The organism is Aureimonas ureilytica DSM 18598 = NBRC 106430 (genome assembly GCF_000382705.1).
In the GTDB taxonomy this organism is placed as follows: Bacteria; Pseudomonadota; Alphaproteobacteria; order Rhizobiales; family Rhizobiaceae; genus Aureimonas; species Aureimonas ureilytica.
On the sequence record NZ_ARQE01000002.1, the window covers coordinates 1 to 26,484 of the forward strand.

25 protein-coding genes and 4 tRNA genes are annotated in these 26,484 nt (G+C 65.6%); 18 read left to right on the plus strand and 11 right to left on the minus strand.

Annotated elements, in window-relative coordinates; genetic code table 11:
- Nucleotides 1–289, plus strand: a 289-nt coding sequence (locus tag B146_RS0103810; protein ID WP_019995093.1) for a transposase, incomplete at its 5' end; no start/stop codon positions are given.
- A 145-nt stretch (nucleotides 290–434) separates the two neighbouring features.
- Nucleotides 435–719: an usg protein gene (locus B146_RS0103815; RefSeq protein ID WP_019995094.1), complete on the plus strand. Its 285-nt coding sequence runs from the start codon at nucleotides 435–437 to the stop codon at nucleotides 717–719.
- Here B146_RS0103815 and radC read toward each other — a convergent pair whose 3' ends face one another.
- The 3 genes from radC to phaC all read right to left on the minus strand — a co-directional run bounded on the left by radC (nucleotide 720) and on the right by phaC (nucleotide 4,280).
- Nucleotides 720–1,508 (minus strand): RadC family protein, encoded by a 789-nt coding sequence (gene radC, locus B146_RS0103820; protein WP_019995095.1) that lies wholly within the window; start codon nucleotides 1,506–1,508, stop codon nucleotides 720–722. It abuts the gene before it with no gap.
- Nucleotides 1,509–1,520: 12 nt separating this feature from the next.
- On the minus strand, nucleotides 1,521–2,372 hold the full coding sequence (gene map / locus B146_RS0103825) for a type I methionyl aminopeptidase (protein WP_019995096.1): 852 nt from the start codon (nucleotides 2,370–2,372) through the stop codon (nucleotides 1,521–1,523).
- Between the two features lie 99 nt (nucleotides 2,373–2,471).
- Nucleotides 2,472–4,280, minus strand: a complete 1,809-nt coding sequence (phaC, locus tag B146_RS0103830; RefSeq protein ID WP_019995097.1) for a class I poly(R)-hydroxyalkanoic acid synthase — start codon at nucleotides 4,278–4,280, stop codon at nucleotides 2,472–2,474.
- 171 nt (nucleotides 4,281–4,451) lie between these two features.
- Between phaC and B146_RS0103835 the strand changes: the two genes are divergently transcribed.
- The 5 genes from B146_RS0103835 (at nucleotide 4,452) to recJ (ending at nucleotide 10,510) form a co-directional block, all read left to right on the plus strand.
- Entirely contained in the window at nucleotides 4,452–4,859 is a 408-nt protein-coding gene (locus B146_RS0103835; protein WP_155897356.1) for a hypothetical protein, read from the plus strand.
- Between the two features lie 130 nt (nucleotides 4,860–4,989).
- Entirely contained in the window at nucleotides 4,990–6,207 is a 1,218-nt protein-coding gene (locus B146_RS24985) for an LL-diaminopimelate aminotransferase (RefSeq protein ID WP_019995099.1), read from the plus strand.
- Nucleotides 6,208–6,253: 46 nt separating this feature from the next.
- Nucleotides 6,254–7,558 carry a homoserine dehydrogenase gene (locus B146_RS0103845; protein ID WP_019995100.1) on the plus strand — a complete coding sequence of 435 codons (1,305 nt, stop codon included), beginning with the start codon at nucleotides 6,254–6,256 and terminating at the stop codon, nucleotides 7,556–7,558.
- Between the two features lie 82 nt (nucleotides 7,559–7,640).
- On the plus strand, nucleotides 7,641–8,633 hold the full coding sequence (gene glpX / locus B146_RS0103850; protein WP_019995101.1) for a class II fructose-bisphosphatase: 993 nt from the start codon (nucleotides 7,641–7,643) through the stop codon (nucleotides 8,631–8,633).
- Between the two features lie 80 nt (nucleotides 8,634–8,713).
- A complete protein-coding gene (gene recJ / locus B146_RS0103855; protein WP_019995102.1) occupies nucleotides 8,714–10,510 on the plus strand; it encodes a single-stranded-DNA-specific exonuclease RecJ in 1,797 nt (598 codons plus the stop codon).
- A 92-nt stretch (nucleotides 10,511–10,602) separates the two neighbouring features.
- On the opposite strand, the gene B146_RS0103860 is transcribed toward recJ, so the two are convergent.
- The 4 genes from B146_RS0103860 to B146_RS0103875 all read right to left on the minus strand — a co-directional run bounded on the left by B146_RS0103860 (nucleotide 10,603) and on the right by B146_RS0103875 (nucleotide 12,678).
- A tRNA-Glu gene (locus tag B146_RS0103860) sits at nucleotides 10,603–10,677 on the minus strand.
- A gap of 141 nt (nucleotides 10,678–10,818) precedes the next feature.
- Nucleotides 10,819–10,893, minus strand: a tRNA-Glu gene (locus B146_RS0103865).
- Nucleotides 10,894–10,962: 69 nt separating this feature from the next.
- A complete protein-coding gene (locus tag B146_RS24990) occupies nucleotides 10,963–12,051 on the minus strand; it encodes a D-Ala-D-Ala carboxypeptidase family metallohydrolase (RefSeq protein WP_155897357.1) in 1,089 nt (362 codons plus the stop codon).
- A 186-nt stretch (nucleotides 12,052–12,237) separates the two neighbouring features.
- A complete protein-coding gene (locus tag B146_RS0103875; RefSeq protein WP_019995104.1) occupies nucleotides 12,238–12,678 on the minus strand; it encodes a VOC family protein in 441 nt (146 codons plus the stop codon).
- Nucleotides 12,679–12,985: 307 nt separating this feature from the next.
- Here B146_RS0103875 and B146_RS0103880 point away from each other — a divergent pair, with 307 nt between their 5' ends.
- The 5 genes from B146_RS0103880 to B146_RS0103900 all read left to right on the plus strand — a co-directional run bounded on the left by B146_RS0103880 (nucleotide 12,986) and on the right by B146_RS0103900 (nucleotide 14,687).
- Nucleotides 12,986–13,561 carry a cold-shock protein gene (locus B146_RS0103880; RefSeq protein WP_019995105.1) on the plus strand — a complete coding sequence of 192 codons (576 nt, stop codon included), beginning with the start codon at nucleotides 12,986–12,988 and terminating at the stop codon, nucleotides 13,559–13,561.
- Nucleotides 13,561–14,034 carry a DUF192 domain-containing protein gene (locus B146_RS0103885; protein ID WP_019995106.1) on the plus strand — a complete coding sequence of 158 codons (474 nt, stop codon included), beginning with the start codon at nucleotides 13,561–13,563 and terminating at the stop codon, nucleotides 14,032–14,034. Before B146_RS0103880 ends, B146_RS0103885 begins: the two co-directional genes overlap by 1 nt.
- Before the next feature lie 118 nt (nucleotides 14,035–14,152).
- A tRNA-Pro gene (locus B146_RS0103890) sits at nucleotides 14,153–14,229 on the plus strand.
- Nucleotides 14,230–14,272: 43 nt separating this feature from the next.
- Nucleotides 14,273–14,578: an ETC complex I subunit gene (locus B146_RS0103895; RefSeq protein WP_026358297.1), complete on the plus strand. Its 306-nt coding sequence runs from the start codon at nucleotides 14,273–14,275 to the stop codon at nucleotides 14,576–14,578.
- Between the two features lie 33 nt (nucleotides 14,579–14,611).
- Nucleotides 14,612–14,687, plus strand: a tRNA-Arg gene (locus B146_RS0103900).
- 182 nt (nucleotides 14,688–14,869) lie between these two features.
- On the opposite strand, the gene B146_RS28890 is transcribed toward B146_RS0103900, so the two are convergent.
- Complete coding sequence (locus tag B146_RS28890; RefSeq protein WP_019995108.1) at nucleotides 14,870–15,025, minus strand: hypothetical protein; 156 nt, start codon at nucleotides 15,023–15,025, stop codon at nucleotides 14,870–14,872.
- A 119-nt stretch (nucleotides 15,026–15,144) separates the two neighbouring features.
- Between B146_RS28890 and B146_RS24995 the strand changes: the two genes are divergently transcribed.
- Nucleotides 15,145–15,729: a pyridoxamine 5'-phosphate oxidase family protein gene (locus B146_RS24995; protein ID WP_162141926.1), complete on the plus strand. Its 585-nt coding sequence runs from the start codon at nucleotides 15,145–15,147 to the stop codon at nucleotides 15,727–15,729.
- A 4-nt stretch (nucleotides 15,730–15,733) separates the two neighbouring features.
- On the opposite strand, the gene metC is transcribed toward B146_RS24995, so the two are convergent.
- Nucleotides 15,734–16,915 carry a cystathionine beta-lyase gene (gene metC, locus B146_RS0103915; RefSeq protein WP_051091499.1) on the minus strand — a complete coding sequence of 394 codons (1,182 nt, stop codon included), beginning with the start codon at nucleotides 16,913–16,915 and terminating at the stop codon, nucleotides 15,734–15,736.
- Between the two features lie 193 nt (nucleotides 16,916–17,108).
- Between metC and B146_RS0103920 the strand changes: the two genes are divergently transcribed.
- From B146_RS0103920 to B146_RS0103940, 5 genes are all read left to right on the plus strand, one after another.
- Nucleotides 17,109–18,128: an amino acid ABC transporter substrate-binding protein gene (locus tag B146_RS0103920; protein ID WP_019995111.1), complete on the plus strand. Its 1,020-nt coding sequence runs from the start codon at nucleotides 17,109–17,111 to the stop codon at nucleotides 18,126–18,128.
- Nucleotides 18,129–18,202: 74 nt separating this feature from the next.
- Complete coding sequence (locus B146_RS0103925) at nucleotides 18,203–19,393, plus strand: amino acid ABC transporter permease (protein WP_019995112.1); 1,191 nt, start codon at nucleotides 18,203–18,205, stop codon at nucleotides 19,391–19,393.
- A 10-nt stretch (nucleotides 19,394–19,403) separates the two neighbouring features.
- Nucleotides 19,404–20,894, plus strand: a complete 1,491-nt coding sequence (locus B146_RS0103930) for an amino acid ABC transporter permease (protein WP_019995113.1) — start codon at nucleotides 19,404–19,406, stop codon at nucleotides 20,892–20,894.
- Nucleotides 20,895–20,970: 76 nt separating this feature from the next.
- On the plus strand, nucleotides 20,971–21,753 hold the full coding sequence (locus B146_RS0103935) for an amino acid ABC transporter ATP-binding protein (RefSeq protein ID WP_019995114.1): 783 nt from the start codon (nucleotides 20,971–20,973) through the stop codon (nucleotides 21,751–21,753).
- 95 nt (nucleotides 21,754–21,848) lie between these two features.
- Nucleotides 21,849–23,015, plus strand: coding sequence for an AI-2E family transporter (locus tag B146_RS0103940; protein ID WP_019995115.1), 1,167 nt, complete (start codon nucleotides 21,849–21,851; stop codon nucleotides 23,013–23,015).
- Nucleotides 23,016–23,086: 71 nt separating this feature from the next.
- Here B146_RS0103940 and B146_RS30060 read toward each other — a convergent pair whose 3' ends face one another.
- Together B146_RS30060 and B146_RS25010 are read right to left on the minus strand one after the other, a co-directional pair.
- Nucleotides 23,087–25,132, minus strand: coding sequence for an OmpA family protein (locus B146_RS30060; protein WP_274532740.1), 2,046 nt, complete (start codon nucleotides 25,130–25,132; stop codon nucleotides 23,087–23,089).
- A gap of 187 nt (nucleotides 25,133–25,319) precedes the next feature.
- Nucleotides 25,320–26,480, minus strand: coding sequence for an FAD-dependent monooxygenase (locus tag B146_RS25010; protein WP_019995117.1), 1,161 nt, complete (start codon nucleotides 26,478–26,480; stop codon nucleotides 25,320–25,322).
- Between the last annotated feature and the right edge of the window lie 4 nt (nucleotides 26,481–26,484).

Consider the following 26,484-nt stretch of genomic DNA (forward strand, 5'->3'; position numbering starts at 1 on the left):
CAAACCGGGCGACATCGTCGTCATGGATAACCTCGGCTCGCACAAGTCGGCCGAGATCCGCCGGATGATCCAGGCGGCCGGGGCACGGCTCTGGTACCTGCCGCCCTACTCGCCCGACCTCAATCCGATCGAACAGGCCTTCGCCAAGATCAAGCATTGGATGCGCATGGCCCAGAAGCGGACCATCGAGGAAACGTGGCGACACGTCGGCCACCTCGTCACCACCATCCCGTCCGACGAATGCGCAAACTACTTCGAAAACGCAGGCTATGCTTCCGTCAAAACCTGAAACGCTCTAGACGATCGCGCTTGCCGCGTCCGTGCATCATTTTTAAGCTGGGTCGCAGGCTGCGCCGAAAGCAAGCCTTCGTTAAGCTTGGAAGCGCAGCCTTTTCCTCTGGCGCCGTTCCGCGCCCGACGAGAAAGGATGCGACATGCCGACTGCACGCGTTCCCGACCCGCAATTCTGCAAGATGCTTTCGGGCTACGGGATGACCTTCGCCGAGGTTCTCTATCGCCTGCCGGATCACCCGACATTTCTCCAGACCTTCGCCTGGCAGTTCGAGGACGTGGCCCCCGACTATCCGCGCCTGCGCCGGTTTCTCGATCATTGGGAGCGCGAGATCGAGGCTCGGATTCACTCCGTCCGCGTGACGCATCGCAGCCTGATCGGCCCGCAGGAGGTCCGCTTCGTCAAAGACCTTGGCCAGCTGCACTGATCACATCAGGCGAAGGCTCTTGAAGCTCGTATGGCCGTTGCGCCCGATGATGAGATGATCGTGGACCACGATGCCGAGCGGACGGCAAGTGTCCACGATCACCTTCGTCATCTCGATATCGGCATTCGAGGGGGCCGGGTCGCCGGACGGATGGTTGTGGACGAGAACCAGGGCCGAGGCCGAGAGTTCGAGCGCGCGGCGGATGACCTCGCGCGGATAGACCGGCGTGTGATCCACCGTGCCCGTCTGCTGCACTTCGTCGGCGATGAGTGTGTTCTTCTTGTCCAGAAAGAGGACGCGAAACTGCTCCCGCGTTTCGTGCGCCATGGCGGCGTAGCAATAGTCGATGACCGCCGACCAGGACGCCAGGATCTCCCGCGATCGCAGACCCGACCGGATCGTGCGCTGGAGCAGGGCGGCGATGATGCGGAGGTCGAGGGCCGACGAGCGGCCCATGCCTTCGACCTCCTGAAGGAGCTGTGGCGGCGCGTTGAGCACATCTTCCAGCGACCCGAACCGCTGGAGAAGCGCCTTGGCGATCGGCTTGACGTCGCGCCGAGGGATGGAGCGAAACAGAACGAGTTCGAGAAGCTCGTAATCGGCGAGCGCCACCGCGCCAGCTTCGGCGAAGCGATCGCGCAGCCGGTCGCGATGGCCGTCGTGATGCTTGGGCTCGGGCGCCGGCTTGAGCGCGATAGGCGCCGGAACGGGGTCCGCGCCGAGAAGGCTTTCCGCCGGCAGGAACCCGCCGGCCTCGTTCAACCCCTTGCGGTCCTTGCGCGGCGGCATGGAGGGAACGCCTCAGGCCGTCAGTTCGGCCAGACGGTCCGCCGAGAAGCCCGGCATGTCGAGCCCGCCGGGCGAATAGGTGAAGACCTCACAGCCGCCGTCGGTGACGCCCACCGTGTGCTCGTATTGCGCCGTCAGGCTGCGGTCGCGCGTCACCGCCGTCCAGCCGTCGGGCAGCACCTTCACGTGCGGGCGGCCGAGATTGATCATCGGCTCGATCGTGAAGATCATGCCAGGGCGCATTTCGGGGCCTTCGCCGCGCCGGCCGTAATGCAGGATGTTGGGCGAGTCGTGGAACAGCTTGCCGACGCCATGGCCACAGAAGTCGCGCACGACCGAGCAGCGCTCGCCTTCGGCATAGTCCTGGATCGCCGCGCCGATATCCCCGATATGGCCGCCCGGCTTCACTTCGCGAATGCCGAGCACGAGCGAGCGGTAGGTGATCTCGCACAGGCGCTCGGCCGCGCGCTTCACCTTACCGACGAGATACATGCGCGAGGAATCGCCGTAGAACCCATCCACGATCAGCGTCACGTCGATATTGACGATATCGCCGTCCCGCAGCGGCTTGTCGTTCGGGATTCCGTGACAGACCACATGGTTGATCGAGGTGCAGACGCTCTTCATGTAGCCGCGATAATTCAGCGTCGCGGGCAGGGCGCCGGCATCCATCGCGAACTGGAAGACGAAATCGTCGATCGCCTGCGTGGTCACGCCGGGCTTCACGAGATCGGCCAGCTTGTCGAGGCATGTCGCGGTCAGCTGGCAGGCGCGGCGCATGCCCTCGAACGCCTCGGCGTCGTAGAGCCGGATCGAGCCGGTGTTGCGAAGGGGCTGGGCCTCGGCTTCGAGATAGATGGTCATCGGGACACAACGGATTCCAAGAGCCGCGCACGCGGCGTTTGACGGGAGATGTCGCACCGATGGCGGCAAGCTTCAACCCCGGCGCCGTTCCGGCCCGGATCAGCTGCGGACATAGCGGCCCGGCGCGTCCTCGATCGGCGTGAGTACGCTGCCGCCGGGCTCGCGCGCCGGCACTCGCTCGCCGGCCTGCGGCTCGATCCAGCTCTGCCAATGCGGCCACCAGGAGCCTGGCGTTTCCTCGGCCGTGTGCCACCAGTCCTCGAAGGCGACATCGCGCGAGGGCGCGGCACCCGTCCAGAACTTGTACTTCTGGCGCGCCGGCGGGTTCACCACGCCCGCGATATGGCCGGAGGCGGCGACCACGAGGGTCGGCGGCTTTCCGAAGGCCAGGCTCCCTTCGTAGACGCTGATCGCCGGCGCAATATGGTCCTCGCGGGTCGCGAGATTGTAGAGGGGAATGTCGATCGTGGAGAGGTCGAGGCGCGTGCCCTTGATCTCCATCTCGCCCCGCGCCAGACGATTCTCGAAATAGCAGTTGCGCAGGTAGAAGAGGTGGTTGGTCTTCGCCATGCGTGTGGCGTCGGCGTTCCAGAAGAGGAGGTCGAAGGGCGCGGGTTCCTTGCCCTTCAGGTAGTTGCTGACGACATAGGGCCAGATCAGCTCGCCCGAGCGCAGGAGGTTGAAGGTCGTGGCCATCTGCGTGCCTTCGAGATAGCCGCGCACCATCATCTTCTCGAGTTCGGCGAGCTGATGTTCGTCCACGAACACCTTGAGATCGCCCGAGTGGCGAAAATCGACCTGTGTCGTCAGCAGCGTCGCGGAGCGGATGCGCTCGTCGCCGCGCGCCTTGAGATAGGGCAGCGCCGCGCTGAGAAGCGTTCCGCCGACGCAATAGCCGATGGCGTTGACGTCGGTTTCGCCGGTCGCCTGCCGGACCGTGTCGAGGCCGAAGACGAGCCCTTCCTCGATATAGTCGCCCCAGTCCTTCTCGGCATGGCGTGCATCGGGGTTCACCCAGGAGATGACGAAGACCGTATGCCCCTGCTCGACCATCCAGCGGATGAGGGATTTCTCGGCGCTGAGGTCCAGAATGTAGAAGCGGTTGATCCAGGGCGGCGAGATCAGGATCGGGCGCTTGAAGACGGTGTCCGTCGAGGGCGCGTACTGGATGATCTGGCAGAGCTCGTTTTCCGCCACGATCTTGCCCGGCGTCGTCGCGACATTCTCGCCGACGCGGAACGTCTGCTCGCAGGACTGGCGCAGCTTCAGGAAGCCTTCGCCGCGCGCCATGTCCTCGGCGAACATGCGCATGCCGCGCACGAGATTCTCGCCGTTTTCCGCCATGGTCTCGCGGTAGAGCTCGGGATTGGTGGCGACGAAATTGGCGGGCGAGATCGCGTTGAGAATGACGCGCGTGTAGAAGATCGCCTTGTGCTTGGTGTGCGGATCGAGCCCGTCGGCATCGCGCACGAGCGCGCTCGTCCAGTCGTTCAGGACGCCGTATCCCTCGCGCAGGAAGGCGAAGAAGGGATGGCGATTCCAGTCTTCGTCGGCAAAGCGCTTGTCGGGCCTGGGCGCGGCAACGGACTGGCCAGAGGCCCGCGCAAACGAATTGGCCCAAACGCCCATGAAGCCCGCCATGAGCTTCGTCTGCGCCTGAAAGGCCCGCTGGCTGTCGCTCAGCCAATAGTCGCCGACCTCCGACAGCGTCGACACGACGTCCGGGTAGCTGATCGGCCCGTCGCGCACTTCGCCCCGTTCGCGCGGCTCCACCCAGGCCGCCGCCGCCTTGCCAAGGTGCTCCAACATATGGGCCACGTTGCGCGCGAAGGCTTCCGGGTCGCGCACGGCGTAACCCAGGAAAGGGTCGGAATCAGGCTGGGCGGGCGAGGGGCGCTGATCGTTCATGAGGTCTCCTTCAGGGGCGACATAAGCACGTTTCGCCGCCGGTTTCAGCGCCGCGACGCCCCGAATTCGTCGCGGCGTCGCAGCATGGCAAGGAGGAAAATCCAGCCATTCCCAAGGCGTGCGGGTTTAGGTAAAGAGAACTCGAACCCGAGCGGGAAGCGACGCATGGCAATGGCACGGTTGAGATTGATGGCGACGCTCGCCCTTATCGGCGCGCCTCTCTCGGCATGTCAGGCGCTTCTTCCGCGCGACGACACGCCGACCATCCTGCCGACACTCGCCACGGCTCCGCCGACCGGCTCCTCGTCCCAGCGCCTGGATGCGAACGGTTATCCATTGATCGGTGCTTTTCCCAAGGCGGCCACGACGCAGGTCTCGAACGAAGAGGTACAGGCGACGCGCGACCGTTTTGCGAATGTCGCCGCGCGGGCCACGCCGCCGTCCGACGCCGCCTATCGCCAGCGCGTGGGCGAGTTGCAGTCGATCGCCGCCACGCAGCAGGCGGAGGCCGACGCGCGGCTGCGCGCCGCGAGCACGGGCGACGCGGCGGCGGACGCCGCCAGCAGCCGGGCGCAGTAGAGCGCCGCCGACCCGAACAGGGTCGATGTGCCCGGCCTCAGCGGACGCTCAAAGCGAGAGTGAATTCCGGAGCGCGCCCCTGTCCGGCGCCGCCGATCCGGCAGTCCGTTTCGATTCGAAAGCTGATCCCATGACCGAAGAATTCCACAAAGTCCGCCGTTTGCCGCCTTACGTCTTCGAGGAGGTGAACAAGAAAAAGGCCGCAGCCCGCGCCCGGGGCGTCGATATCATCGACCTCGGCATGGGCAATCCGGACCTGCCGACGCCCAAATTCGTCGTCGACAAGCTGTGCGAGGCGATCCGCGATCCGCGCACGCATCGCTATTCCGCGTCGAAGGGCATCGCGGGTCTGCGTCGCGCGCAGGCCGCCTACTACGCCCGCCGCTTCAACGTGAAGCTGAACCCGGACACGCAGATCGTGGCGACGCTCGGCTCCAAGGAAGGCTTCGCCAATATGGCGCAGGCCATCACGGCGCCCGGAGACGTGGTTCTCTGCCCGAACCCGACCTATCCGATCCACGCTTTCGGCTTCCTGATGACGGGCGGCACGATCCGCTCCATTCCGGCTCAGCCGGACGAGGATTTCCTGCGCGCGATCGACCGGGCCGTGCGGCATTCGATCCCGAAGCCCATCGCCATCATCCTGAACTACCCGTCCAATCCGACGGCCTACGAGGCGACGCTCGACTTCTATGCCGAGGTCGTGAAATTCGCCAAACAGCACGAGATCATCATTCTCTCCGATCTCGCCTATGCGGAAATCTTCTTCGACGGCGCGCCGCCCCCGTCCGTTCTGGAAGTGCCGGGCGCGATGGACGTGACCGTGGAGTTCACCTCCATGTCGAAGACCTTCTCCATGCCCGGCTGGCGCGTCGGCTTCGCGGTCGGCAACGAGCGGCTGATCGCGGCGCTCGCCCGCGTGAAGTCCTATCTCGACTACGGCGCCTTCACGCCGATCCAGGTCGCCGCCACGGCCGCGCTCAACGCGGGCGACGCGGCCATCGAGGAAGTGCGCTCGGTGTATCGCCACCGGCGCAACGTTCTCGTCGAATCGTTCGGCCGCGCCGGCTTCCATGTGCCGCCGCCGTCCTCCACCATGTTCGCCTGGGCGCAGATCCCCGAGCCCTATCGTCACATGGGGTCGGTGGAATTCTCCAAGATGCTGATCGAAAAGGCCGACGTCGCCGTCGCGCCGGGTGTCGGCTTTGGCGAATATGGCGACGATTTCGTCCGTATCGCGCTGGTGGAGAACGAACACCGCATCCGCCAGGCGGCTCGCAATCTGCGACGCTTCCTTGCAACGGAGCAGGATCAAGGCCAAAAGGCGACAGCCGACGCCGCGAGGTAACGGCCGAAGAACCCCTTTCGCAGCGTATAGACCCAAGGACCACACCATGGATCGCCCGATGCGGCTCGGCATTGCCGGGCTCGGTACGGTCGGCGCCTCGCTCGCCCGGCTGATCGCCACGAACAAGGATGCCTACACCCTGCGCGCCGGGCGCCCGGTGGAGACCGCCGCCGTCAGCGCGCGCGATCGCACGAAGGATCGCGGCGTCGATCTGACTGATATCGAATGGTTCGACGATCCGGTGGCGCTCGCCGCCAACGCGGAGATCGACCTGTTCGTGGAACTCGTGGGCGGCGCGGAAGGGGCGGCGCTCGACAGCGTGAAGGCCGCGCTCAATCGCGGCCTTCCGGTCGTCACCGCCAACAAGGCGCTGCTCGCCCATCACGGCGTGCAGCTCGCCAAGCTGGCGCAGCGCAAGGGCACGACGATCTTCTTCGAGGCGGCCGCCGCCGGCGGCATCCCGATCATCAAGACCATGCGCGAGGGCCTGCGCGGCAACAAGGTCAGCCGCGTCTACGGCATCCTCAACGGCACCTGCAATTACATGCTGACGCGCATGGAGCGCGAAGGCATCGCCTTCGACGACTGCCTGAAGGACGCGCAGCGGCTCGGCTATGCTGAGGCCGATCCGACCTTCGACATCGGCGGATTCGACGCCGCGCACAAGCTCGCGCTTCTCACCTCGCTCGCCTTCGGCTGCGAGATCGATCTCGATTCGATCTTCATCGAGGGCATCGAGGCGGTGACGACCGAGGATATCGAGGCGGCGGCCGATCTCGGCTATCGCATCAAGCTCCTCGCCGTTGCCCAGCGCACCGAATCGGGCATCGAGCAGCGGGTTCACCCGACGATGATTCCGGCCCATTCGGCGCTGGCGCAGGTGGATGGCGTGACCAACGCGGTGGCCGTGGACACCGATCTTCTCGGCTCGATCCTTCTGGTCGGCCCGGGTGCTGGCGGCAACGCGACCGCCTCGGCCGTCCTGTCCGACGTTCTCGACGCCGCGCGTGGTCTTTCGATGCCGACCTTCGGCGTCGAGCCGGCGCAGCTCGCGCCCTACAAGCGCGCCCGGATGCGCGCGCATGAGGGCGGCTACTATATCCGTCTCAGCGTGCTCGATCGCGTGGGCGCCTTCGCGTCCATCGCGCGCCGCATGGCCGAAAACGACATTTCCCTGGAATCGATCGTCCAGCGCAAGCGCGAGGACGACGAGGCGAGGGATGCCGCGCCGGTCATCCTCATCACGCACGAGACCACGGAAGCGGCGGTGCGCAAGGCGCTCGACGCCGTGTCGCGCGATGGGCATCTGAAGAGCGAGCCGCGCATGGTGCGCATCGAGGCTCTGGACTAGAGAGACCGGGACCAGCCGCCTGCGCGCGCCGAGAAACTCTCCGCGCGCAGGCACGCAGTCCCGAAGCGGGAGGGTGAGCGCGATGTCGGAACGGGTGGACGAAGGCGCCAAGTTGCTGGACCGCGTCCTGTCGATCGAGATCGCGCGCGTCACCGAACGCGCCGCCGTCGCGGCCGCGATGCTGCGAGGGCGAGGCGACGAGCGGGCCGCCGATCGCGCCGCCGTCGAGGCCATGCGCCGCGAACTCTCGGCGCTCGCAATCCATGGCACGATCGTCGTCGGAGAGGGAGAAAAGGATCAGGTTCCCTCGCTCTATATCGGCGAGACGATCGGCGCCGGCGGGCCAGCTCTCGACGTCGCACTCGATCCGCTCGAAGGCACGACGATTTGCGCCAAGAACCTGCCGGGCGCGCTGACGATCCTCGCCATCGCGACCAAGGGCAGCCTGATGCATGCGCCCGACGTCTACATGGAAAAGATCGCGATCGGCCCCGGCTATCCCGAAGGCGTCGTCAGCCTCGATCGCAGCCCGGTGGACAATCTGAATGCGCTGGCCGAGGCCAAGGGCGTGCCGGTCAATCAGATCACGGCCTGCATTCTCGACCGGCCGCGCCACGCCAAGCTCATCGAGGCCATCCGCGAAACGGGAGCCGCCATCCGCCTGATCGGCGACGGCGACATCACGGGCGTCATCCAGACGACCGACCCGAAGGAAACCGGCATCGACATCTATATGGGCATCGGCGGCGCGCCGGAAGGCGTTCTGGCGGCGGCCGCGCTGCGCTGCCGGGGCGGCCAGATGGAAGGGCGGCTTCAGCTGAACACGGGCGAAAAGCGCACCCGCGCCGAAAAGCTTGGCCTCGGAGACCCGGACCGCATCTATCGGCTGGCCGACATGGTGCGGGGCGACGTGGTCTTCGCCGCGACGGGTGTCACCGACGGCAATCTTCTCGACGGCGTGCGCTTCCACAAGGGCCGCATCGAGACCCATACGCTGGTGATGCGGATGCAGAGCCGCACGATCCGCGACATCCGCGCCCGGCACTACGAATTCGAGAAGTTCGGCCTCGTCTAGAGCGCGGTCGAACCGCTCGTCAGGCGTCGAACGGCCGTCGCGCGAGCGAAGATGCAGAGCCGTTCCCCGCCTCAGGACAGATGACCGCGCAATCCCGGACCTTTCTCCATGTCGAGCAATCGGCCTCGCGCCGTCGCTGGGTTCATGCGCTCGACATCAGGGCCGAAGCGGCGGCCTCGCGGATCGCACAGCTTCATTCCATTCCCGACATGGTCGCGCGGGTTCTGGCGGCACGCGGCGTCGATCCAGACAGCGCCGGCGCCTTTCTCGATCCGACCCTGCGCGGACTGATGCCCGACCCGTCCACGCTGACCCATATGGATCAGGCGGCGGCGCGGCTCGCGGACGCGATCGAACGGAAGGAGCAGGTCGCGATCTTCGGCGATTACGATGTCGATGGCGCGGCCTCCTCGGCGCTGCTCGCGCGCTATCTCGCCTATTTCGGCCTGCGCCCGGCGATCCGCATTCCCGATCGCATGACGGAGGGCTATGGCCCCAACCCCCGCGCGATGGGCGACCTGATCGAAGGCGGGGCGAGCCTGATCGTCACCGTGGATTGCGGCACCGGCAGCTTCGAGGCGCTGGAGACGGTCGCGGCGCGCAGGGTGGATCTCGTCGTGCTCGATCATCACCAGACCGGCAGTCTTCTTCCGCCCGCGCATTCCATCGTCAATCCGAACCGGCAGGACGATCTGTCGGGGCAGGGGCATCTCTGCGCCGCCGGGGTCGTCTTCCTGACGCTGGCGGCCGTCTCGCGCGAGCTGCGCCGACGCGGGCACGACAATGCCAAGCTTCCGCCGCTCATGGACGATCTCGATCTCGTGGCGCTCGCGACGGTCTGCGACGTCGTGCCCCTGCAGGGGTTCAACCGCGCGCTCGTGGTCAAGGGTCTCGCGACCATGCGGCATCTGCGCAAGCCGGGCCTTCGGGCGCTGGCGGAAGTGGCGCGCCTGTCCGGGCCGATCGACACGTTCCACCTCGGTTTCCTGCTCGGCCCCCGCATCAATGCCGGCGGGCGGATCGGCGAAGCCAATTTGGGCACTCGGCTCCTGATGACGGAGGACGATCTGGAGGCGAGGGCACTCGCCGAACAGCTCGACCTCCTGAACTCCGAGCGTCAGGCCATGGAGCGCGTGATGCTGGACGAGGCGGAAGCCGAAGTCCGCGCGGAGATCGGCAGCGGCGAGGGACCGTCGGTTCTCGTCGCCGCCCGCGCCAACTGGCATCCGGGCATCGTCGGCCTCCTGGCCGCTCGCCTGAAGGAGCGCTTCTCGCGTCCGGCCTTCGCGATCTCCTTCGACGCGACCGGGCGCGGGACGGGATCGGGGCGCTCGATTCCGGGCTTCGACATCGGCCGCTTCGTTCGCCGAGCCGTCAAAACCGGTATTCTCGTCAAAGGCGGCGGTCATGCCATGGCCGCGGGCCTGACGATCGAGCGGGACCGTCTCGGCGATTTCCGCGCGCTGGCCGAAGAGCAGGCGCGGCGCATCGTGGCGGACCTGATGGCCAGCGAGAGCGTCGCGATCGACGCCGCCATGTCCGCCTCGGCCTTCACGCCGGAAACCTACGCGCTGGTCGAGAAGGCCGGGCCCTACGGCTCGGGCCATGCCGCGCCGATCTTCGCCCTGCCGCGTCATCGCCTCGTTCAGGCGACACCGCTACCGACCGGAGGTCACATTCGGCTGATGCTCAAATCGGCGGATGGGGCGCAGGTTTCGGCCATCGCCTTTCGAGCCGAGGGCACGCCGCTCGGCGACGCTCTTCTGGCCTCACGCGACCGCGCCATACACGCGGCGGGAACGCTGTCGATGGATCGCTATGGCGGCCGCGAGAAGGTGACGCTGCGCGTGATCGACATCGCCACGCCGAAGGACTGACGGCGGCACTTCTAACGCGAATGAACCAGCGACATCGCTTAAGCGGGCATGCCAGGAGCGAAACGTCAGGATCGATTGGGTGGGGAAGTGTGTGGTACGCCCGAGGGGAATCGAACCCCTCTCTCCACCGTGAAAGGGTGGCGTCCTAACCGATAGACGACGGGCGCGGACAAGTGCGTCTATAAGACGATTCGGTCGGCGTGACAAGCCCTTATCGAACCGATCGAAACCATCACTTGAAGACCATGCAGGCAGCACGAAAAGCCGCCCTGAAGAGCACGGAAACAGGTATGGGAAGGAAAAGGAAGTGGTACGCCCGAGGGGAATCGAACCCATCTCTCCACCGTGAAAGGGTGGCGTCCTAACCGATAGACGACGGGCGCGGACAAGCGGGTCTATAAAAGGCCCCCGCGGGATTCGCAAGCCCAAAACGGGCTTGCGAGAAAATTCGATCAGCCCGTCCGCCGCATGCTGCGGCAGGGCCAGTTCCAGTCGCGCTTAGCGCCGACGTCGATATGGATGGCTGCCGTGTGGCAATAGGTGCCGACGCCGCCGCGCGTGGGCAGGGCGCGCACGAAGCGCGCCACTTCCTGGCCGTTGACGCCGGGAACATGCAGATCGGCCGCCTTGCACTGCATGTGCATGGACGCCTTGGCGCCGTTGACGCTGCGATTGTGAGACGGGGAGCGATAGCCGGAGGTGATGACCACCTTTTTCTGGAATCGCCGTTCGATCTGCGAGATCAGGCCCATCAGATTCGAGTCGAAGCAGTTGGTGACGACATCCTGCCGCTGGATCATCAGACCGCTCGGCGCCAGACGCGCGATGCCGCTGAGCGAAGCCAGTTGGTAGCTGTCGCCGAGATCGTCGAGGAGCTCGGAATCCACCGATGCGCGCTGCCCGATCTCGAAGAGCGACTTCGGGTTGACGCCGGGCAGTCCGTTGTCGCCGGATTTGGCGCCTTCGACCCCGGTCTGGTGGACGATGACGCGCTTGCTCTTGCTGGATTCCGTATTGCGGATCGGAACCTTGGCCTCGGCCTGCGTATAAAGCGACGCATAGAGCGACTGGTCCGCCTCACGCCCGCTCTTGCGCGCCTCGGTGAAGGCGGTGATCGGCGGAGCGGACGTCGGCGTCAAAAGGCTCTTCGCCTTGGCTGGCGCAGCGTCCTCATCCAGCGCGGCGACTTTCGCATCCGCGGAAGCTGGCTTGGCCGAGCCCTCGGCGATCTCTCGCGCGGCCTCTCCTGAGGCCACCTGCCTCAGATCGCCGGCCTTCGACGCAACTGCGGGCGCGCCCTGCGCGTTATCAGGCTTGCCGTCGCCGGCCTTGGCGGGCTCGCTCACCTCGCCATCGCTTGCGATCACCTCGGCGATCGTCGTCTCGGTCTTGCCCAAACCGGCCTTTGGCTGGTTCGAAAATCCAAACGCGGTGCTTTCGTCCACCGCCGAAACGCAGCCCGTCATCAACGGCGCAACGCTGGCAAGGCTTGCAGCAACCCACACGCAGCGCGTTCGGCGCCAATACCCCTCGGTCGTCAATCGCGAGTCCACCCTCTGACGCGCCGCACGGCTGACGCGATAAAAACCGGCACCGATCCCGAAGGAATCGGTGCCTCGAACCGTGCAGGCTTCTCAAGTCCCCAAGCGAGCGCCTGAATAGGCATGCCCCCTCACATTACAGAATGCTTAACACTGCGGCGCAAGTGGGGCTACAGCGGATTCAGATCACCAAGTACCAGTGTTCTCCATGCTCGCCCAAGGTTCGGCCGGAGCCTTGCTCCCGCCCTTTTGCAGCAATTCGAAGGAAATATTGTCGGGCGACTTCACGAAGGCCATGCGGCCATCGCGGGGTGGGCGGTTGATGGTGATACCGGCATCCATCAGGCGCTGGCAGGTTTCGTAGATGTCGTCCACCTCGTAGGCCAGATGGCCGAAATTGCGCCCGCCGCTATACGTCTCCGGGTCCCAATTGTAGGTGAGCTCGATCAGGGGCGCGCTTTGCGTGCGTCCCGCTTCCACATCGTCGGATGCTGCAAGAAAGATCAGCGTGAAGCGGCCGCCTTCGTTCTCGATGCGGCGAACTTCCGTCATGCCCATATGCTGACAGTAAAATTCCAAGGACCGATCGATATCGGTGACGCGGACCATGGTGTGAAGATAGCGCATCCGGTTCCCCTCTGTTTGCTGGGGCTACGTAGGACGGATGCCAGCGATGTCGAGAGTAACGTCGGGTCGAGGCTGGTTCCTCACCCAGCGCCACGCGCCGAAACTCGATCCGTGGCCATCCAATCGTTTTGAAAATTCATAAAAAGCTCTTACGAGGATTCCCAAACTCACCGAGCCATCTATTCTGATATCAAATGTGAGTTCGGACGACGGTTTGCCGCGAATCGATGTGAGGCCGCCGGGCGCATATCGTTTGGACGGGGGTGGGAATGCGCGTTGGGTATCGGCGAGCGGAGCGGCGGAACGCATGACCGAACACGGTTCACCGCACCCGGCCGATCACCAGACGGACGCCGGCCTCGCTCCGCTTCCGGTGGTCGAGGGGCGGATCAAGTGGTTCGACGTCGCCAAAGGGTTCGGCTTCATCGTGCCGGATGACGGAAGCGGCGACATTCTCCTTCATGTCACCTGCCTGCGCCGGGACGGCTATTCCACCGTTCTGGAGGGCGCACGCGTCACCTGTGAGATCCAGCGCGGGGACAAGGGGCTTCAGGCCTACCGCATCCTTTCCATGGACGCTTCCACCGCGATCCAGCCATTCTCGCAGAGCGGACCAACGCGCACGCATGTGCAGGTCGAGCCGACCAGCGATCTCGAAAGCGCGGTGGTGAAGTGGTTCAACCGAACCAAGGGCTACGGCTTCATCTCGCGCGGCGAGGGGACGGAGGACATCTTCGTCCATATGGAAACGTTGCGCCGCTGCGGCATGACGGAGCTGCGGCCCGGCCAGATCGTGCTCGTGCGCTTCGGAAACGGGTCCAAGGGCCTGATGGCCGCCGAAATCCATCCGGCCGACGGGCCATCCCCCAACGGGAGTCACTGATGACGCCGTCTTCCTTCCGCAAGACCGGCATGGCGCTGGGCTTTGCCGCGATCGCGGCCGTCGGCGTTCTGGCCTGGACCTCGCAATCGTCGGGCTCGACCGCGACGCTCGTGACCAAGAAAGGGTCGTTCCCGATCGAGGTCGAGGTCGCCGACACGCCGGATTCGCGCGAGGTCGGCCTGATGAACCGCGAGACGCTCGGCAAGGACAGCGGCATGCTGTTCGACTTCGGCACGACACGCGCTGTCGACATGTGGATGAAGAACACGCTGATTCCGCTCGACATGCTGTTTCTGGACGAAACCGGCCGCGTGGTTCGCATCGGCGCGAACGCGCAGCCCTTGTCGCTCGAGCTTATCTCGTCCGGCCAGCCAGTGCGCTACGTGCTGGAGATCAACGGCGGGGCTGCGGCCCGCTACGGTGCGGCCCCCGGAGATCGGCTGGAGCACTCGCTGATCCCCCCGCGCCAGTGACCGCGGCAAGACCTTGTTGAACGCGATTGGTGAAACCCGGCCTTCGGGCCGAGGCTTCCCTTGACCGGGACAGGCGAGCAGGGCATATCCCACCTTGTTCCAGTCGATCGGGGCCGTTCGGAGCGTAGCGCAGTCTGGTAGCGCATCTGGTTTGGGACCAGAGGGTCGCAGGTTCGAATCCTGCCGCTCCGACCATGTCTCGAGGGACTGGTTGGCTTGATTGATTGGAGATCGGTGTATGGTAGCCCGGATTTATCGTCCCGCCCGTACGGCGATGCAGTCCGGCAAGGCGAAGACCAAGGAATGGCTGCTCCAGTACGAGCCTGCCGCGCCGAAGGTCGTCGAGCCTTTGATGGGCTACACGTCGTCGTCCGACATGCTGTCGCAGGTTCGCCTGTCCTTCGAAACGAAGGAACAGGCCATCGCCTATGCCGATCGCTACGGCATTCCCTACCGGGTCGAGGAAGAGCAGGTCTCGGTTCGCCCGAAAGTCTCGTATTCCGACAATTTCCGGTACGATCGCATCCAGCCCTGGACGCATTGACCATCCGACGCCGCCCCTGAGGCGGCGTTGTTCGGTCCCGTAGCTCAGTGGATAGAGCACCGGCCTTCTAAGCCGATGGTCGCAGGTTCGAATCCTGCCGGGATCGCCATTTTCTTAGTCGTCTCAGAGCGTTAGATCTGTTCGTGCAAAGCTGGGCGTCCCGTCGCGCCGGCGCGGATGTCGAGCATCTACCCTAGAGAAGCTTCCACCAAGGAAGGCGTCCGGCGACGCTTGAATGTCGATTCGCGACGCGATCACCGGACTTGCCTTTTCAGGGCTCTCGGCTCGGCCTCAGAAGAGGCCGCCGAAGCCTTCGGTCCAGGCGCGCCAGTCGGCGCTACCGGGGCGGTAGGGATTGTCCTTGCGGGACCGTTGGCGCGCCTTGGCTTCTTCGCCTTCACGCTTCACGATGTCGTTGCGGGTCATGAGCATGGGATTGTGGCTCATCACTCACCTCCTTTCAGTCAGAGGCGCGCGAAATAGAGCATGTCTGTAACAAGATCAAGGCAACGCCCATTTTATCACCGGCGAGCGGAAGGCTGGCCCGCTCTGCTGCGCAATCGATGATGGTCGAAGACAGGGAACTGAGCGCTCTCGCCCCCCGCATCTGGGAGCGTTGGACGCAGGCGGTCGATCGCAAGGGCGATCCGTTCCGCACCGTCGCCTTGGCGACGTCCAGCCCCGAGCATGGGGCGAGCGCGCGGATGGTGGTCTTGCGGGCGGTCGAGCCGAGCGAGCGCTGGCTCGAGTTTCACACCGATGCGCGATCCGGAAAAATCGCCGATCTCTCCGACGATCCGCGCGCAACGCTCCTGTTCTGGGACCCGGCCGCACAATTGCAGCTTCGTGCCGAGGGCAGGGTGGCGCTGTACGGAGCGGACACGCGAGAAGCGGCCGAGCGCTTCGCAAAGCTGGGGAGCGGCGCAAGACGGACCTATCGAACGGAACAGCCCGCCGGCGCGCCGCTGGAACGGCCCGAGGCCTTGCGCTTCACCCTTTCGAGCGGGGACGACCCGGCCAGCACGTCGTTTGTCGTGGCCCGTCTCACCGTCGAGCGGATCGACTGGCTTCAGCTCTCGGACGAAGGCCAGCGCCGCGCGGAGATCGTCTATCGGGAAGGGAGCGCGACCCAGCGTTGGATCGCGCCGTGAGGTTTCAGCCAAGCGCTGCGATGGCGGAGAAGCCGCGTTCGATATCTTCGCGCAGATCGTCGGTGTCCTCGAGGCCGATCTGAAGCCGGATGACCGGACCTTCGGGCGGAGCCTTGGCGAAGCGCCGGTCCGACAGATCGACCTGCAACGCAAGGCTCTCGAAACCACCCCAGGAGTAGCCGAGGCCGAAAATGCGCAGGGCGTCGAGGAAGGCGTCGGCCTGTTCGCGCCCGCCGCCCTTCAGGACGAAGGAGAACAAGCCGCTCGCGCCCGTGAACTGCGCCTTCCAGAGATCGTGCCCGGGGAAGGAGGGAAGGGCGGGATGCAGGACCCGCGCGACCTCCGGCCGCGTTTCCAGCCAGCGGGCCAGATCGAGCGCCGCGCGCTCGTGGGCGCGCAGGCGCACCTCCATCGTCTTCAGCCCCCGCAGCGTCAGATAGGCGTCATCAGGCGCGGCGTTCACGCCGATCTGCATCTGCGCATCGCGCAGCGGCTTGTAGGTGGCGGCATTTGCGGAAACGCTGCCCAGCATCAGGTCGGAATGACCGCCAGGATATTTCGTCAGCGCATGGATCGAAAGATCGACGCCGAAATCGAGGGGGCGCAGGAAGAGCGGGGTCGCCCATGTGTTGTCGATCATCGAGACGGCGCCGCCCTCGCGCGCGATTCCCGCCATGAGGCGGATATCGATCATCTCGAACGTGTTGGAGCCGGGCGCTTCCAGAAACACGACGCGCGTGTTCTCGCGCATCAGGCCTCGCAGGCCCTCGCCGATCGCCGGGTCGAAATACTCGGTCTCGACGCCCATGCGCGTCAGAAGCGTGTCGCAGAAAAGGCGCGTCGGGCCATAGACGCTGTCCACGACGAGACAGTGATCACCATGGCTCAGAAACGCCAGAAGCGGCACGCTGATCGCCGCCAGACCCGATGGCACGAGGATCGTGCCGGCTGCGCCTTCGAGATCGTTGAGCGCTCCTTCAAGAGCGTCCGTCGTCGGCGTGCCGCGCAGGCCGTACAGATAGGTATGGTCGCGCCGACGCATCGTGGCGGCGTCGGGAAACAAGACCGTCGAGGCATGAACCACAGGGGCGTTCACAAACCCGTGGTACTCATGAGGGTCGTAACCCGCATGAACAAGACGGGTGGCGGTTCGGAACTGATGCTTATCGTCCGTTTCAGTGCTCACGCGCTGGGCTTTCTGAAAACAATTTGAACAACGGAATCAGGCACAGGCTCAAAGCTTTGGAAAAAATGTGGCCAGATGCTTGACCTGCGCAGTTTTATGGCATGATCCTTTAACCCGCAACTCGACCGATTGCCCGTTCAGAGCAGGCACGCGGCGAACGAACTTCCAACCCGCATTGCAAGAAGGTATTGGGATGAAACTGAAGCTTCTGGCCGCCGCGCTCTGCGTTTCCGTCGTGGGCATCGCGTCGACTGGCGCTTCCGCCGGGACCTTGGATGACACCAAGGCGCGCGGGACCGTTCGTTGCGGCGTCAATACCGGCCTTCCCGGGTTCGGCTATCAGAACGACAAGGGCGAGTGGGCGGGTCTCGACGTCGACTACTGCAAGGCGATCGCGGCCGCGGTCTTCGGCGACGCGTCGAAGGTCGTGTATTCGCCGCTCTCGGCCGTTCAACGCTTCCCCGCGCTCCAGAACAACGAGATCGACGTTCTCGCGCGCAACACGACCTGGACGATGAGCCGCGACACCGCGCTCGGCCTGACCTTCGCGGGCGTCAACTTCTACGACGGCCAGGGCTTCATGGTCCGCAAGGCGCTTGGCGTCACGTCGGCGCTGCAGCTCTCGGGCGCGACGGTCTGCGTGCAGAGCGGCACGACCACCGAACTGAATCTGGCGGATTATTTCGCCGCCAACAACATGCAGTACAACCCGGTCGTCATCGAGGCGCAGTCGGACGTGAACTCGGCCTATGACAGCGGCCGTTGCGACGTTCTGACGACCGACCAGTCCGGCCTCTACGCCTCGCGTCTGGAACTCGGCAATCCCGACGACAACATGGTTCTGCCGGAGATCATCTCCAAGGAGCCGCTCGGCCCGGCCGTGCGCCAGGGCGACGACCAGTGGTTTAACGTGGTGAAGTGGACGCATTTCGCGCTGCTCAACGCCGAAGAACTCGGCGTCACGCAGGCCAATGTCGACGAGATGAAGAACTCGACCAACCCCGAGATCCGCCGTCTTCTCGGCGTCGAGGGCACGTTCGGCAGCGATGCCGGCCTCACCAACGACTTCGTTGTTCGCATCGTGAAGGCCGTGGGCAACTACGGCGAGATCTTCGAGCGCAATGTCGGTAAGGACTCGCCGCTCGGCATCGCGCGCGGCCAGAACGCTCTCTGGACCAAGGGCGGCCTGCAGTACGGCCCGCCGGTCCGTTGATCTGAACGATATCGCACGTTGCCCGTCGCCGATCCTTCGGCGGCGGGCGTCCTTTACCGAGCCGAAGGAACCCCATGACGACCGATACCGGAACGATGCCCGACGATCGAGGCCGTGATTCGATCTTCACCAATCCGCTGGTGCGCAGCATCGTCATTCAGGTCGTTCTGGTCGTCGGCCTGGCGGCATTCGGGTGGTGGGTCTACCAGAACACGGCCGAGAATCTGCGAAACGCCAATATCGCGTCCGGTTTCGGCTTCCTCGGCACGCGATCGGGCTTCGACATTGCGCAGGTGCCGATCGCCTATACCAACAATGCGACCTATGGCCGGGCGATCCTCGTCGGCCTGACGAACACGCTGATCGTCGCCGGAACGGGCATCGTCTTCGCCACGATCCTCGGCTTCGTCGTGGGTATCGGGCGTTTGTCGCATAACGCCTTGGTGCGCGGCATCGCCACCGTCTATGTCGAGACGTTCCGCAACATTCCGCCGCTTCTCGTCATCCTCTTCTGGTATTTCGGCGTTCTGGCGCTGCTCCCGCAGCCGCGACAGGCCCTGGAATTCCCCTTCGATTCCTTCCTCTCGAACCGTGGCCTGCAGACCCCGCGCGTTCTGTTCGGGGCCGAAGCCTGGACGACGGGCGTCGCCCTCCTCGTCGGCATCGTCGCGACCATCATCCTGTCGCGCGTCTTTTCCGCCCGCCAACGGGCGACGGGGCAACGACCGAGCCTCCTCTGGCCAGCGCTCGGCCTCATCATCGGTCTGCCGATCGTGGTCTTCGCGCTGACCGGCTTCCCCGCGACGCTCGAAATCCCGCAGCGCGGCACGTTCAATCTCACGGGCGGTTTCCAGATCAAGCCGGAATTCCTGGCGATCTTCCTGGCGCTCTCGGTCTACACGGGCGCCTTCATCGCGGAGATCGTGCGCGCCGGCATTCTGTCCGTCTCGAAGGGGCAGACGGAAGCCGCATCGGCCCTCGGGCTGCGCCGAAATCACGCGCTGCGCCTCGTGATCGTGCCGCAGGCCTTCCGGGTCATCATCCCGCCGCTGACCTCTCAATATCTGAACCTCATCAAGAATTCGTCGCTCGGCCTTGCGATCGGCTATCCCGATCTCGTCGCCGTCGGCTCGACGGTGCTCAACCAGTCCGGTCAGTCGATCGAAGTCGTCGTGATCTGGATGACCGTCTACCTGGGCATCAGCATCACGATCTCGATCCTGATGAACCTGTTCAATCGTCGCATGAAACTGGTCGAGCGCTGAGGGTCCCACGATGGAAGAACAGGTTTCGCGCTTCGTCGCCGGCAGCTATCTCCAGCCGCTTCCTCCACCCAAAGACATGACCGGAATGTCCGGTCGTCTGCGCCGCAGCTTCTTCGCGACGCCGATCGACGCGGTCCTGACTCTCCTGTCGCTTCTCCTGATCGCCTATGTGGCGTCGGGTCTGTTCCACTGGGGCGTCACGACAGCGATCTTCACGGGCGATGACCGAGCGGCCTGCCTCGGGCCCGGCGTCGGCGCGTGCTGGGCCTTCATCGGCGCGCGGTTCCAGCAGTTCATCTTCGGCCTCTATCCGGTGGAGGAGCGCTGGCGGGTTCTCCTGGTCTTCGCGCTTCTGGTGGTCCTCCTCGTGCCGATCGCCATTCCGCGCGTGCCCTACAAGCGGCTCAACGCGGTTCTTCTCTTCTTCGTCTTCCCGCTCGTGACGGCCGTGCTTCTGACGGGCGGCCGGTTCAGCATGTCCGGCGCCTCGATCGCGCTGGTCTTCGCTCTCGCCGCCGTCGTCACGCTCGTCCTGTGTGTCGGCATCAGCAGCCGGGCGAGTTCCAGCCTGTTGATGAAGGTCGGCTACGGCTTGGCGGCCTTCGCCTTGGTGGCCGCCCTGGCGTCGCCCTATCTCGCGCTGAACCGCTTCAGCGTCCTCACCTTCCGCTGGGACACGCTGAGCTTCGTCGCGCTGCTCGCGGCTCTCCTGGCCATCGGTCTTGCGATCGCGACGGCGCTCTCGACCCTCGACGAAAAGGCGCCGGCGCTCGGGCTCATCTATCCGTTGCTCGCCGCTCTTTTCTTCGTGTCGATGCTGACGGGCGATTTCGGGCTCGCCTTCGTTCCCACCAATCTCTGGGGTGGCCTTCTCGTCACGCTCGTCGTCGCCCTGACCGGCATCGCTCTGTCGTTTCCGCTCGGCATTCTCCTGGCGCTCGGGCGTCAGTCCAAGATGCCTGCGGTGCGGCTTCTTTCGGTGATCTTCATCGAGTTCTGGCGCGGCGTGCCGCTGATCACCGTTCTGTTCATGGCAACCTTCATGCTGCCGCTCTTCCTTCCGAGCGGCGTCAGCCTGAACCAGCTCCTGCGCGTTCTCGTCGGCGTGTCGCTCTTCGCGGCGGCCTATATGGCAGAGGTCATTCGCGGCGGCCTTCAGGCGATCCCGAAGGGCCAGTACGAAGGCGCCGACGCCATGGCGTTGACCTACTGGCAGAAGATGCGAATGATCATCCTTCCGCAGGCCCTGACGCTCGTGATCCCCGGCATCGTCAACACGTTCATCGGCCTGTTCAAGGATACGAGCCTCGTGTCGATCATCGGTCTGGCGGATCTCCTCGGCGCGGTGCGTCGCGGCTTCAGCGATCCGGCCTGGATCACGCCGACGACGCCGGCAACCGGTCTCGTGTTCGCGGCCTTCTCGTTCTGGCTCTTCTGCTTCGGCATGTCGCGCTACTCCATCTTCATGGAGCGCCGCCTGTCGCGCGGGCACAAGCATTGATACGGCTCGCCCGCCTTTCATATTGCCGGATCGGCCAGGGCCGGTCCCCTTCGGATCGCAAGTTTCGGATAGTCTCATGACCGCATCGACCGCTTCCAACGCCTCCGTTCGCCCCGGCCAGCTCGGGCCGGTCGCGATCGAACTCGACCATGTCAACAAGTGGTACGGCGAGTTCCACGTCCTGCGAGACGTGAACCTCCGCGTTCAGCGCGGCGAGCGCATCGTCGTGTGCGGCCCGTCAGGCTCGGGCAAATCCACCATGATCCGCTGCATCAACCGGCTGGAAGAGCACCAGAAGGGCAAGATCGTCGTCGACGGCGTCGAGCTCACCAACGATCTGAAGAAGATCGACCTGGTGCGCCAGGAGGTCGGCATGGTGTTCCAGCACTTCAATCTCTTCCCGCATCTGACCATTCTCGAGAACTGCACGCTCGCGCCGATCTGGGTGCGCAAGATGCCGAAGAAGCAGGCTGAAGAGATCGCGATGCACTTCCTGAAGCGGGTGCGCATCCCCGAGCAGGCGAACAAATATCCTGGCCAGCTCTCGGGCGGCCAGCAGCAGCGCGTCGCCATCGCGCGCGCGCTCTGCATGAAGCCCAAGGTCATGCTGTTCGACGAGCCGACCTCGGCGCTCGACCCGGAAATGGTCAAGGAAGTGCTCGACACGATGGTGGGTCTGGCGGAAGAAGGCATGACCATGATCTGTGTGACGCACGAAATGGGCTTCGCCCGTCAGGTCGCCGACCGGGTCATCTTCATGGATGCCGGCCAGATCGTCGAAGAGAACGAGCCGAACGCCTTCTTCAACAACCCGCAGCACGAGCGCACCAAGCTCTTCCTCAGCCAGATCCTGCACTGAGGAACCGCGCCCAACGCCGCATTGCGCCCGATCCACGCACCGCGTGGAACGCGGGAGCAAAATGCCGCATTTCCTTCCGATAGAGGGAATGCAGCATGTCGGATGGAGACCTGACCTCCAAGCGCGAGGCGACGACCGTCGTCTCGCCCAATATCGGACTGGTCAACCGGCAGACGATCCAGATCGGGCCGCGCTGGGCGGTGATCGGGATCTTCCTGATCCTCTTTTTCGGCGCGCTTTATCTCGCGCGCGATTTCATCCTCCCGGTCGTTTTCGCGATCCTGTTCATGCTGGTCCTCAGCCCGATCGTGAGAATCGCGAAGCGACGCCTGGGGCTTTGGGAGCCCCTGACGGCCGCAGCGCTCGTGTTCGGCACGAGCCTTCTGGTGCTCGGATCGTTCTACGCCTTCAGCGGTCCGATCGCGCAGATCGCGGAGAACACGCCGCGCTATGTCGAAGCGGTGAACAAGGAAGTCGCCGTATTGCGCGAGCGCTTCATGACGGTTCGCGAGGCGCGGCAGCAGGCCCGCGAGGCGACGAACGGGGAAGGCACCGTCAGCCGCCCCGAGGACGTCATCATCAGCGGCCCGTCCTTGCTCGGCAACATGGCGGCGGTCGTGCCGCGCATTGGAGCCAGCATCGGCTTCGCCCTGATCTTCCTGTTCTTTCTTCTCTCGTCGGGAAATCTTTTCTACCGCAAGACTGTGGAGACGCTTCCGAGCCTGTCCGACAAGAAACGCGCCCTGTCGATCGCCTTCGAGATCGAAACCGAACTCTCGCGCTATCTCTTCACGATCACCGCAATCAACATGGCCCTCGGAATCGCGATCGGCAGCGCCATGGCGCTGATCGGCATGCCCATGCCGGGCGTGTTCGGGGCGCTGGCCTTCGTCTTCAACTTCATTCCCTATCTCGGCGCCGTCTTCGGGATCGGGCTCGTGGGTCTTGTCGGGTTGACCGAGTTCGGATCGCTCTCAAGCGCCCTGATCCCGCCTTTGATCTATCTCGCCATCACCTCGCTGGAGGGCCAGTTCATCACGCCGATCCTGGTGGGACGCAGGCTGCGGATGAATTCGGCCGCCGTCTTCCTGTCGGTCGCCTTCTGGGGCTGGATCTGGGGCATTGTCGGCATGTTCCTCGCCGTGCCGCTCATGGTCTGCATCAAGATCATCGCGAGCTATTTCGACGGTCTCCATCCCTTCGTCGGCTTTCTCGCGGCCGACGAGACCGAGGACACCCCGCCTGGGGACAGCGAGAACTGACGCCGCAGTTCACGCGAAAAAGGCCGCTCGCCATGCGAGCGGCCTTTTTCATTCCGGTCTGAACTTCGCCGTCAGCGACGCGCGGACTCGACGGGTTTCACCAGGGAGGTGATCCGGCGCAGCGTGACGCGACGGTTCTCGCGGCTGGGTTCCTGCGTCGCCACCTTTAGGTTCTCCTCGCCATAGCCCTGCGTGACCAGGTTTTCCGGCGGGATCTCGAAATAGGTGGTTAGCGCGGTCGCAACCGCCTCGGCGCGGCGATCGGAAAGAGCGAGATTGGCGACATTGCTGCCGACCGCGTCCGTGTGTCCTTCCAGAAGGAAGACCTCGCCCGGATTCTCGTCGATCACCCGCTTCACGGCATCCGCGAGCGCCTGAAGATTGCGGACTTCCTTCTGCTCGATCTCGGCCGAACCGAAGCCGAAATTGATCGTGCTGAGATCGATGCGCCGCACCTTGTCGCGAATACGTGTCGAACGGCGCACTTCGTCCACCGAGTAGATGCGCTCCACCGTTTCCACGGGCGGCGCGACGATGGTCTGGTAGTAGAGATCCTCGTCGGGCCGGGCCACATCGACGATATAGCGATCACGCGGGATCGTGAGCTCCAGCGGCGGCAAGTCCGCGCCGGCGTCGCTGTAGTAGGACGGCCGGTCGGCATCCTCCGCATACGGATCGTAGAACAGAACGACCTCGCGCCCGTCCGGCGTGATGCGCGAGCGTTGCACGACGTCGCCATACTCGTTCTCGATCGTCACCACCTCGACGCCGTTCGGGCGACGGATCGTCTGGCGCGTCAGGCCACGCGGCAGCTGCTCGAACCGAACGTCCGACGATCCTTCCGACAGACGCTGATTGTCGTCCGAGCGGATGAAATAGGCGGCAAGACCACCGGCCGCCGCGCCTGCGACGCCCGCACCGACGAGCGAGAGAATGTCGCGATTTCCGACGCGTTGGACGACCTCGACATTCGGCGGGAGGGTGGGTGCGGGCGGCGCCTGGAGCGGCTGACCCTCGACCTGCCGGACGGGCGGCACCTCGACCGGCTGCGCCAGCTGCTGAACGCGCGCGTCGCTTTGCTCGACGCCGCCCTGCGGGACGGGCGCGGTCTGAACATCCGCCGGAACCGGGCGCGGCGGCTCGGCCGGTGGCTGTGCGGCGGCTTCCGGCGATGCAGCCGGAGCAGCGCCTGGAGCCGGCGGCGCGCCGGCGGGCGGTGCGGCCGCAGGCGGCTGAGCACCCGGGGCAAGCGGTGCCTCGCTGCCGGGCGCCGGAACGGGCGGGGCCGGCGGCGTGCCGGGTTCGACCGGCGCGGCGTTCGGCGCCACCGGCGGCGCGGTTGGGTTCGTCGGGGCGGTTGCCGGCGCGTCCGGCGCCGCGCGGGCAGCCGGGTCCTGTGCGGCCGGCGTGCTCGGCTCGCTACCGGGCTGCGGGGGCGCGGGGGGAACGGCACCCTCGGCCGGTGCGGGCGGAACAGACGGGGCAGCGGCTGGCGGTGCGGCGCTCTCAGCGGGGGCCGGAGGCGCGGCCTGCGTCGGGGCAGCAGGTGCCGTCTCGGGCGCGGCCGGGGCGGGTTCCGATGCGGCGGGCGCGGGCGGCGCTTCTGGCGCAGGCGCGGGCTCGGATGCCGCTGGGTTCGGTGCGGTGCCGGCGTCGTTCATCGTGCCTTCGTCCGCCGGCAGGTCGCGCCGATCGCCCTCGGGGGCGTTCGCGGGCGGGCCGGAATCAGGCGCGGCGGGCGCTGCCGGCGTCGACGGACCGCCCGGCTGCGGTGCGCTGGGCGTCGCGGGGGCCGGCGGTTCGTCGGCAGGCGCCGGCTCGGCCGGTGCGGGCTCTGGGCGCGCGGGCTCTGGCGGCGCGACTTCGGCCGGAGGCGGAGCAGCCCGCTCGGGTTCCTGTTCGGGCGCCGGGGCCGGCTCGGGCGCTTCGGGTGCAGGTGCTTCGCGCTCGGCCGGAGCCTCCGGCGGCGCGCGCTCGGCCGGGGGTGGGATCTCGGGCGGGGCACCGTCGATCGGAGGCGGCTGCTGGGCGAAGGCCGCGAGCGGCCCCGTCAGCGCCGTGGAGGCAGCAAGGGCCGTGACCACCAGAAGCCGTCCGGCACGTTCGAAATTCGGCATATGAAACCTTTCCGTCTGTCCCTTGCAGAAGTCCGGCAGCAGCGGCGTCAACCTGGAGCATCCGCCACCGCCGTTTCGTTGCGCGAGCAACGAGACACAGGACGAAACAGCTAGGTCGGGTCGGGTCGAAGGAAATGTACGCCGAATGCGAAAGCGCGACCTCGCAAGAGCGTGATCGCCGCGCGGATCAGCGCAGACCCTGCCGATTTTCTGGAAGAGGATCGGCACGCCAGTCGTAGAGCCAGGCGAGATCCCGCCGCATCTCGCGTTCGGGACGCAGGGCCATCGCGGCGTTGCGGGCGAGGGTGGCTGGCCAGGGGAGGTGATACACGAAGCGATGGAAGCGCACGCGCTTCAACACCTTCTCGATGCGGGGCGCCCTGGCCGCTGCATAGGCCGCGATGGCCGCGTTCGTATCGGAATGAGCGGCCAGTGCGCCGGCGAGAACCCAGGCATCTTCCAGCGCCATCGCCGCGCCCTGCGCCGCGAAAGGAAACATCGCGTGCGCCGCATCGCCGATGAAGACGAGGCGATCCCTCGGCTGGAGGCGTTCACCCGCATCGACGGTCAGGAGCGGCCAGCTTCCGAGATAGCGTCCGCGTTCGATGAAACCGGCAACGCGGTCGTTCCAACGCTCCGTGCGCGGCCGGGTCTCGCCCGTCCCCGTTTCCACGAGAACCACATTGCGCTCGCCTCCTTGCCGCATCGGATAGGACACGGCGTGAGACGAAGGCGACAACCAGGCCTCGATCTCGGAACCGGGCGTGTCGGAGAGTGTGAAGCGATGCGCGACGAGGCCGTGATCCCAAGCAGGCTTGCAGCCGATCTGGCCGGCGAAGGCGGAATGCACGCCATCGGCGGCGATCAGGAGGGGCGCGTCGACAGGCGCGTCGGCTCCGTCAGCGCCGGCAAAGCGCGCTTTCACGCACTCGCTCGTCCAGTCCACGCCGACCAGTGTCCGGCCGAGACGCAGGTCGATGCGGGGATCGGCCTCGACGGCATCGACTAAGGCACACTGAAGATCGGCGCGGTGAACGGCGAGATATCCATCCGCGCCCGATTCCACGGGAACGCGGGCGAGCAGCCGATCGGTCGCCCCATCTCGCAGGGCGACGGTCTTCGCCGCGAACGCCGTCTGCCGGATCGCGGGCAGAACCCCCAGGCGATCGAGAACGCTGAGCGCATTGGCCGACAGTTGCAGGCCCGCGCCGACCGGCTCGAGACGCGGCGCCTTTTCGCAGACGATCGACCGGAAGCCGGCGCGCGAGAGGGCGAGGGCGCAGGCAAGGCCAGCCGTGCCCGCCCCGACGATCAGGACGGGCGTGTCGATCCCTTGGTCTCCGGGCATGGAG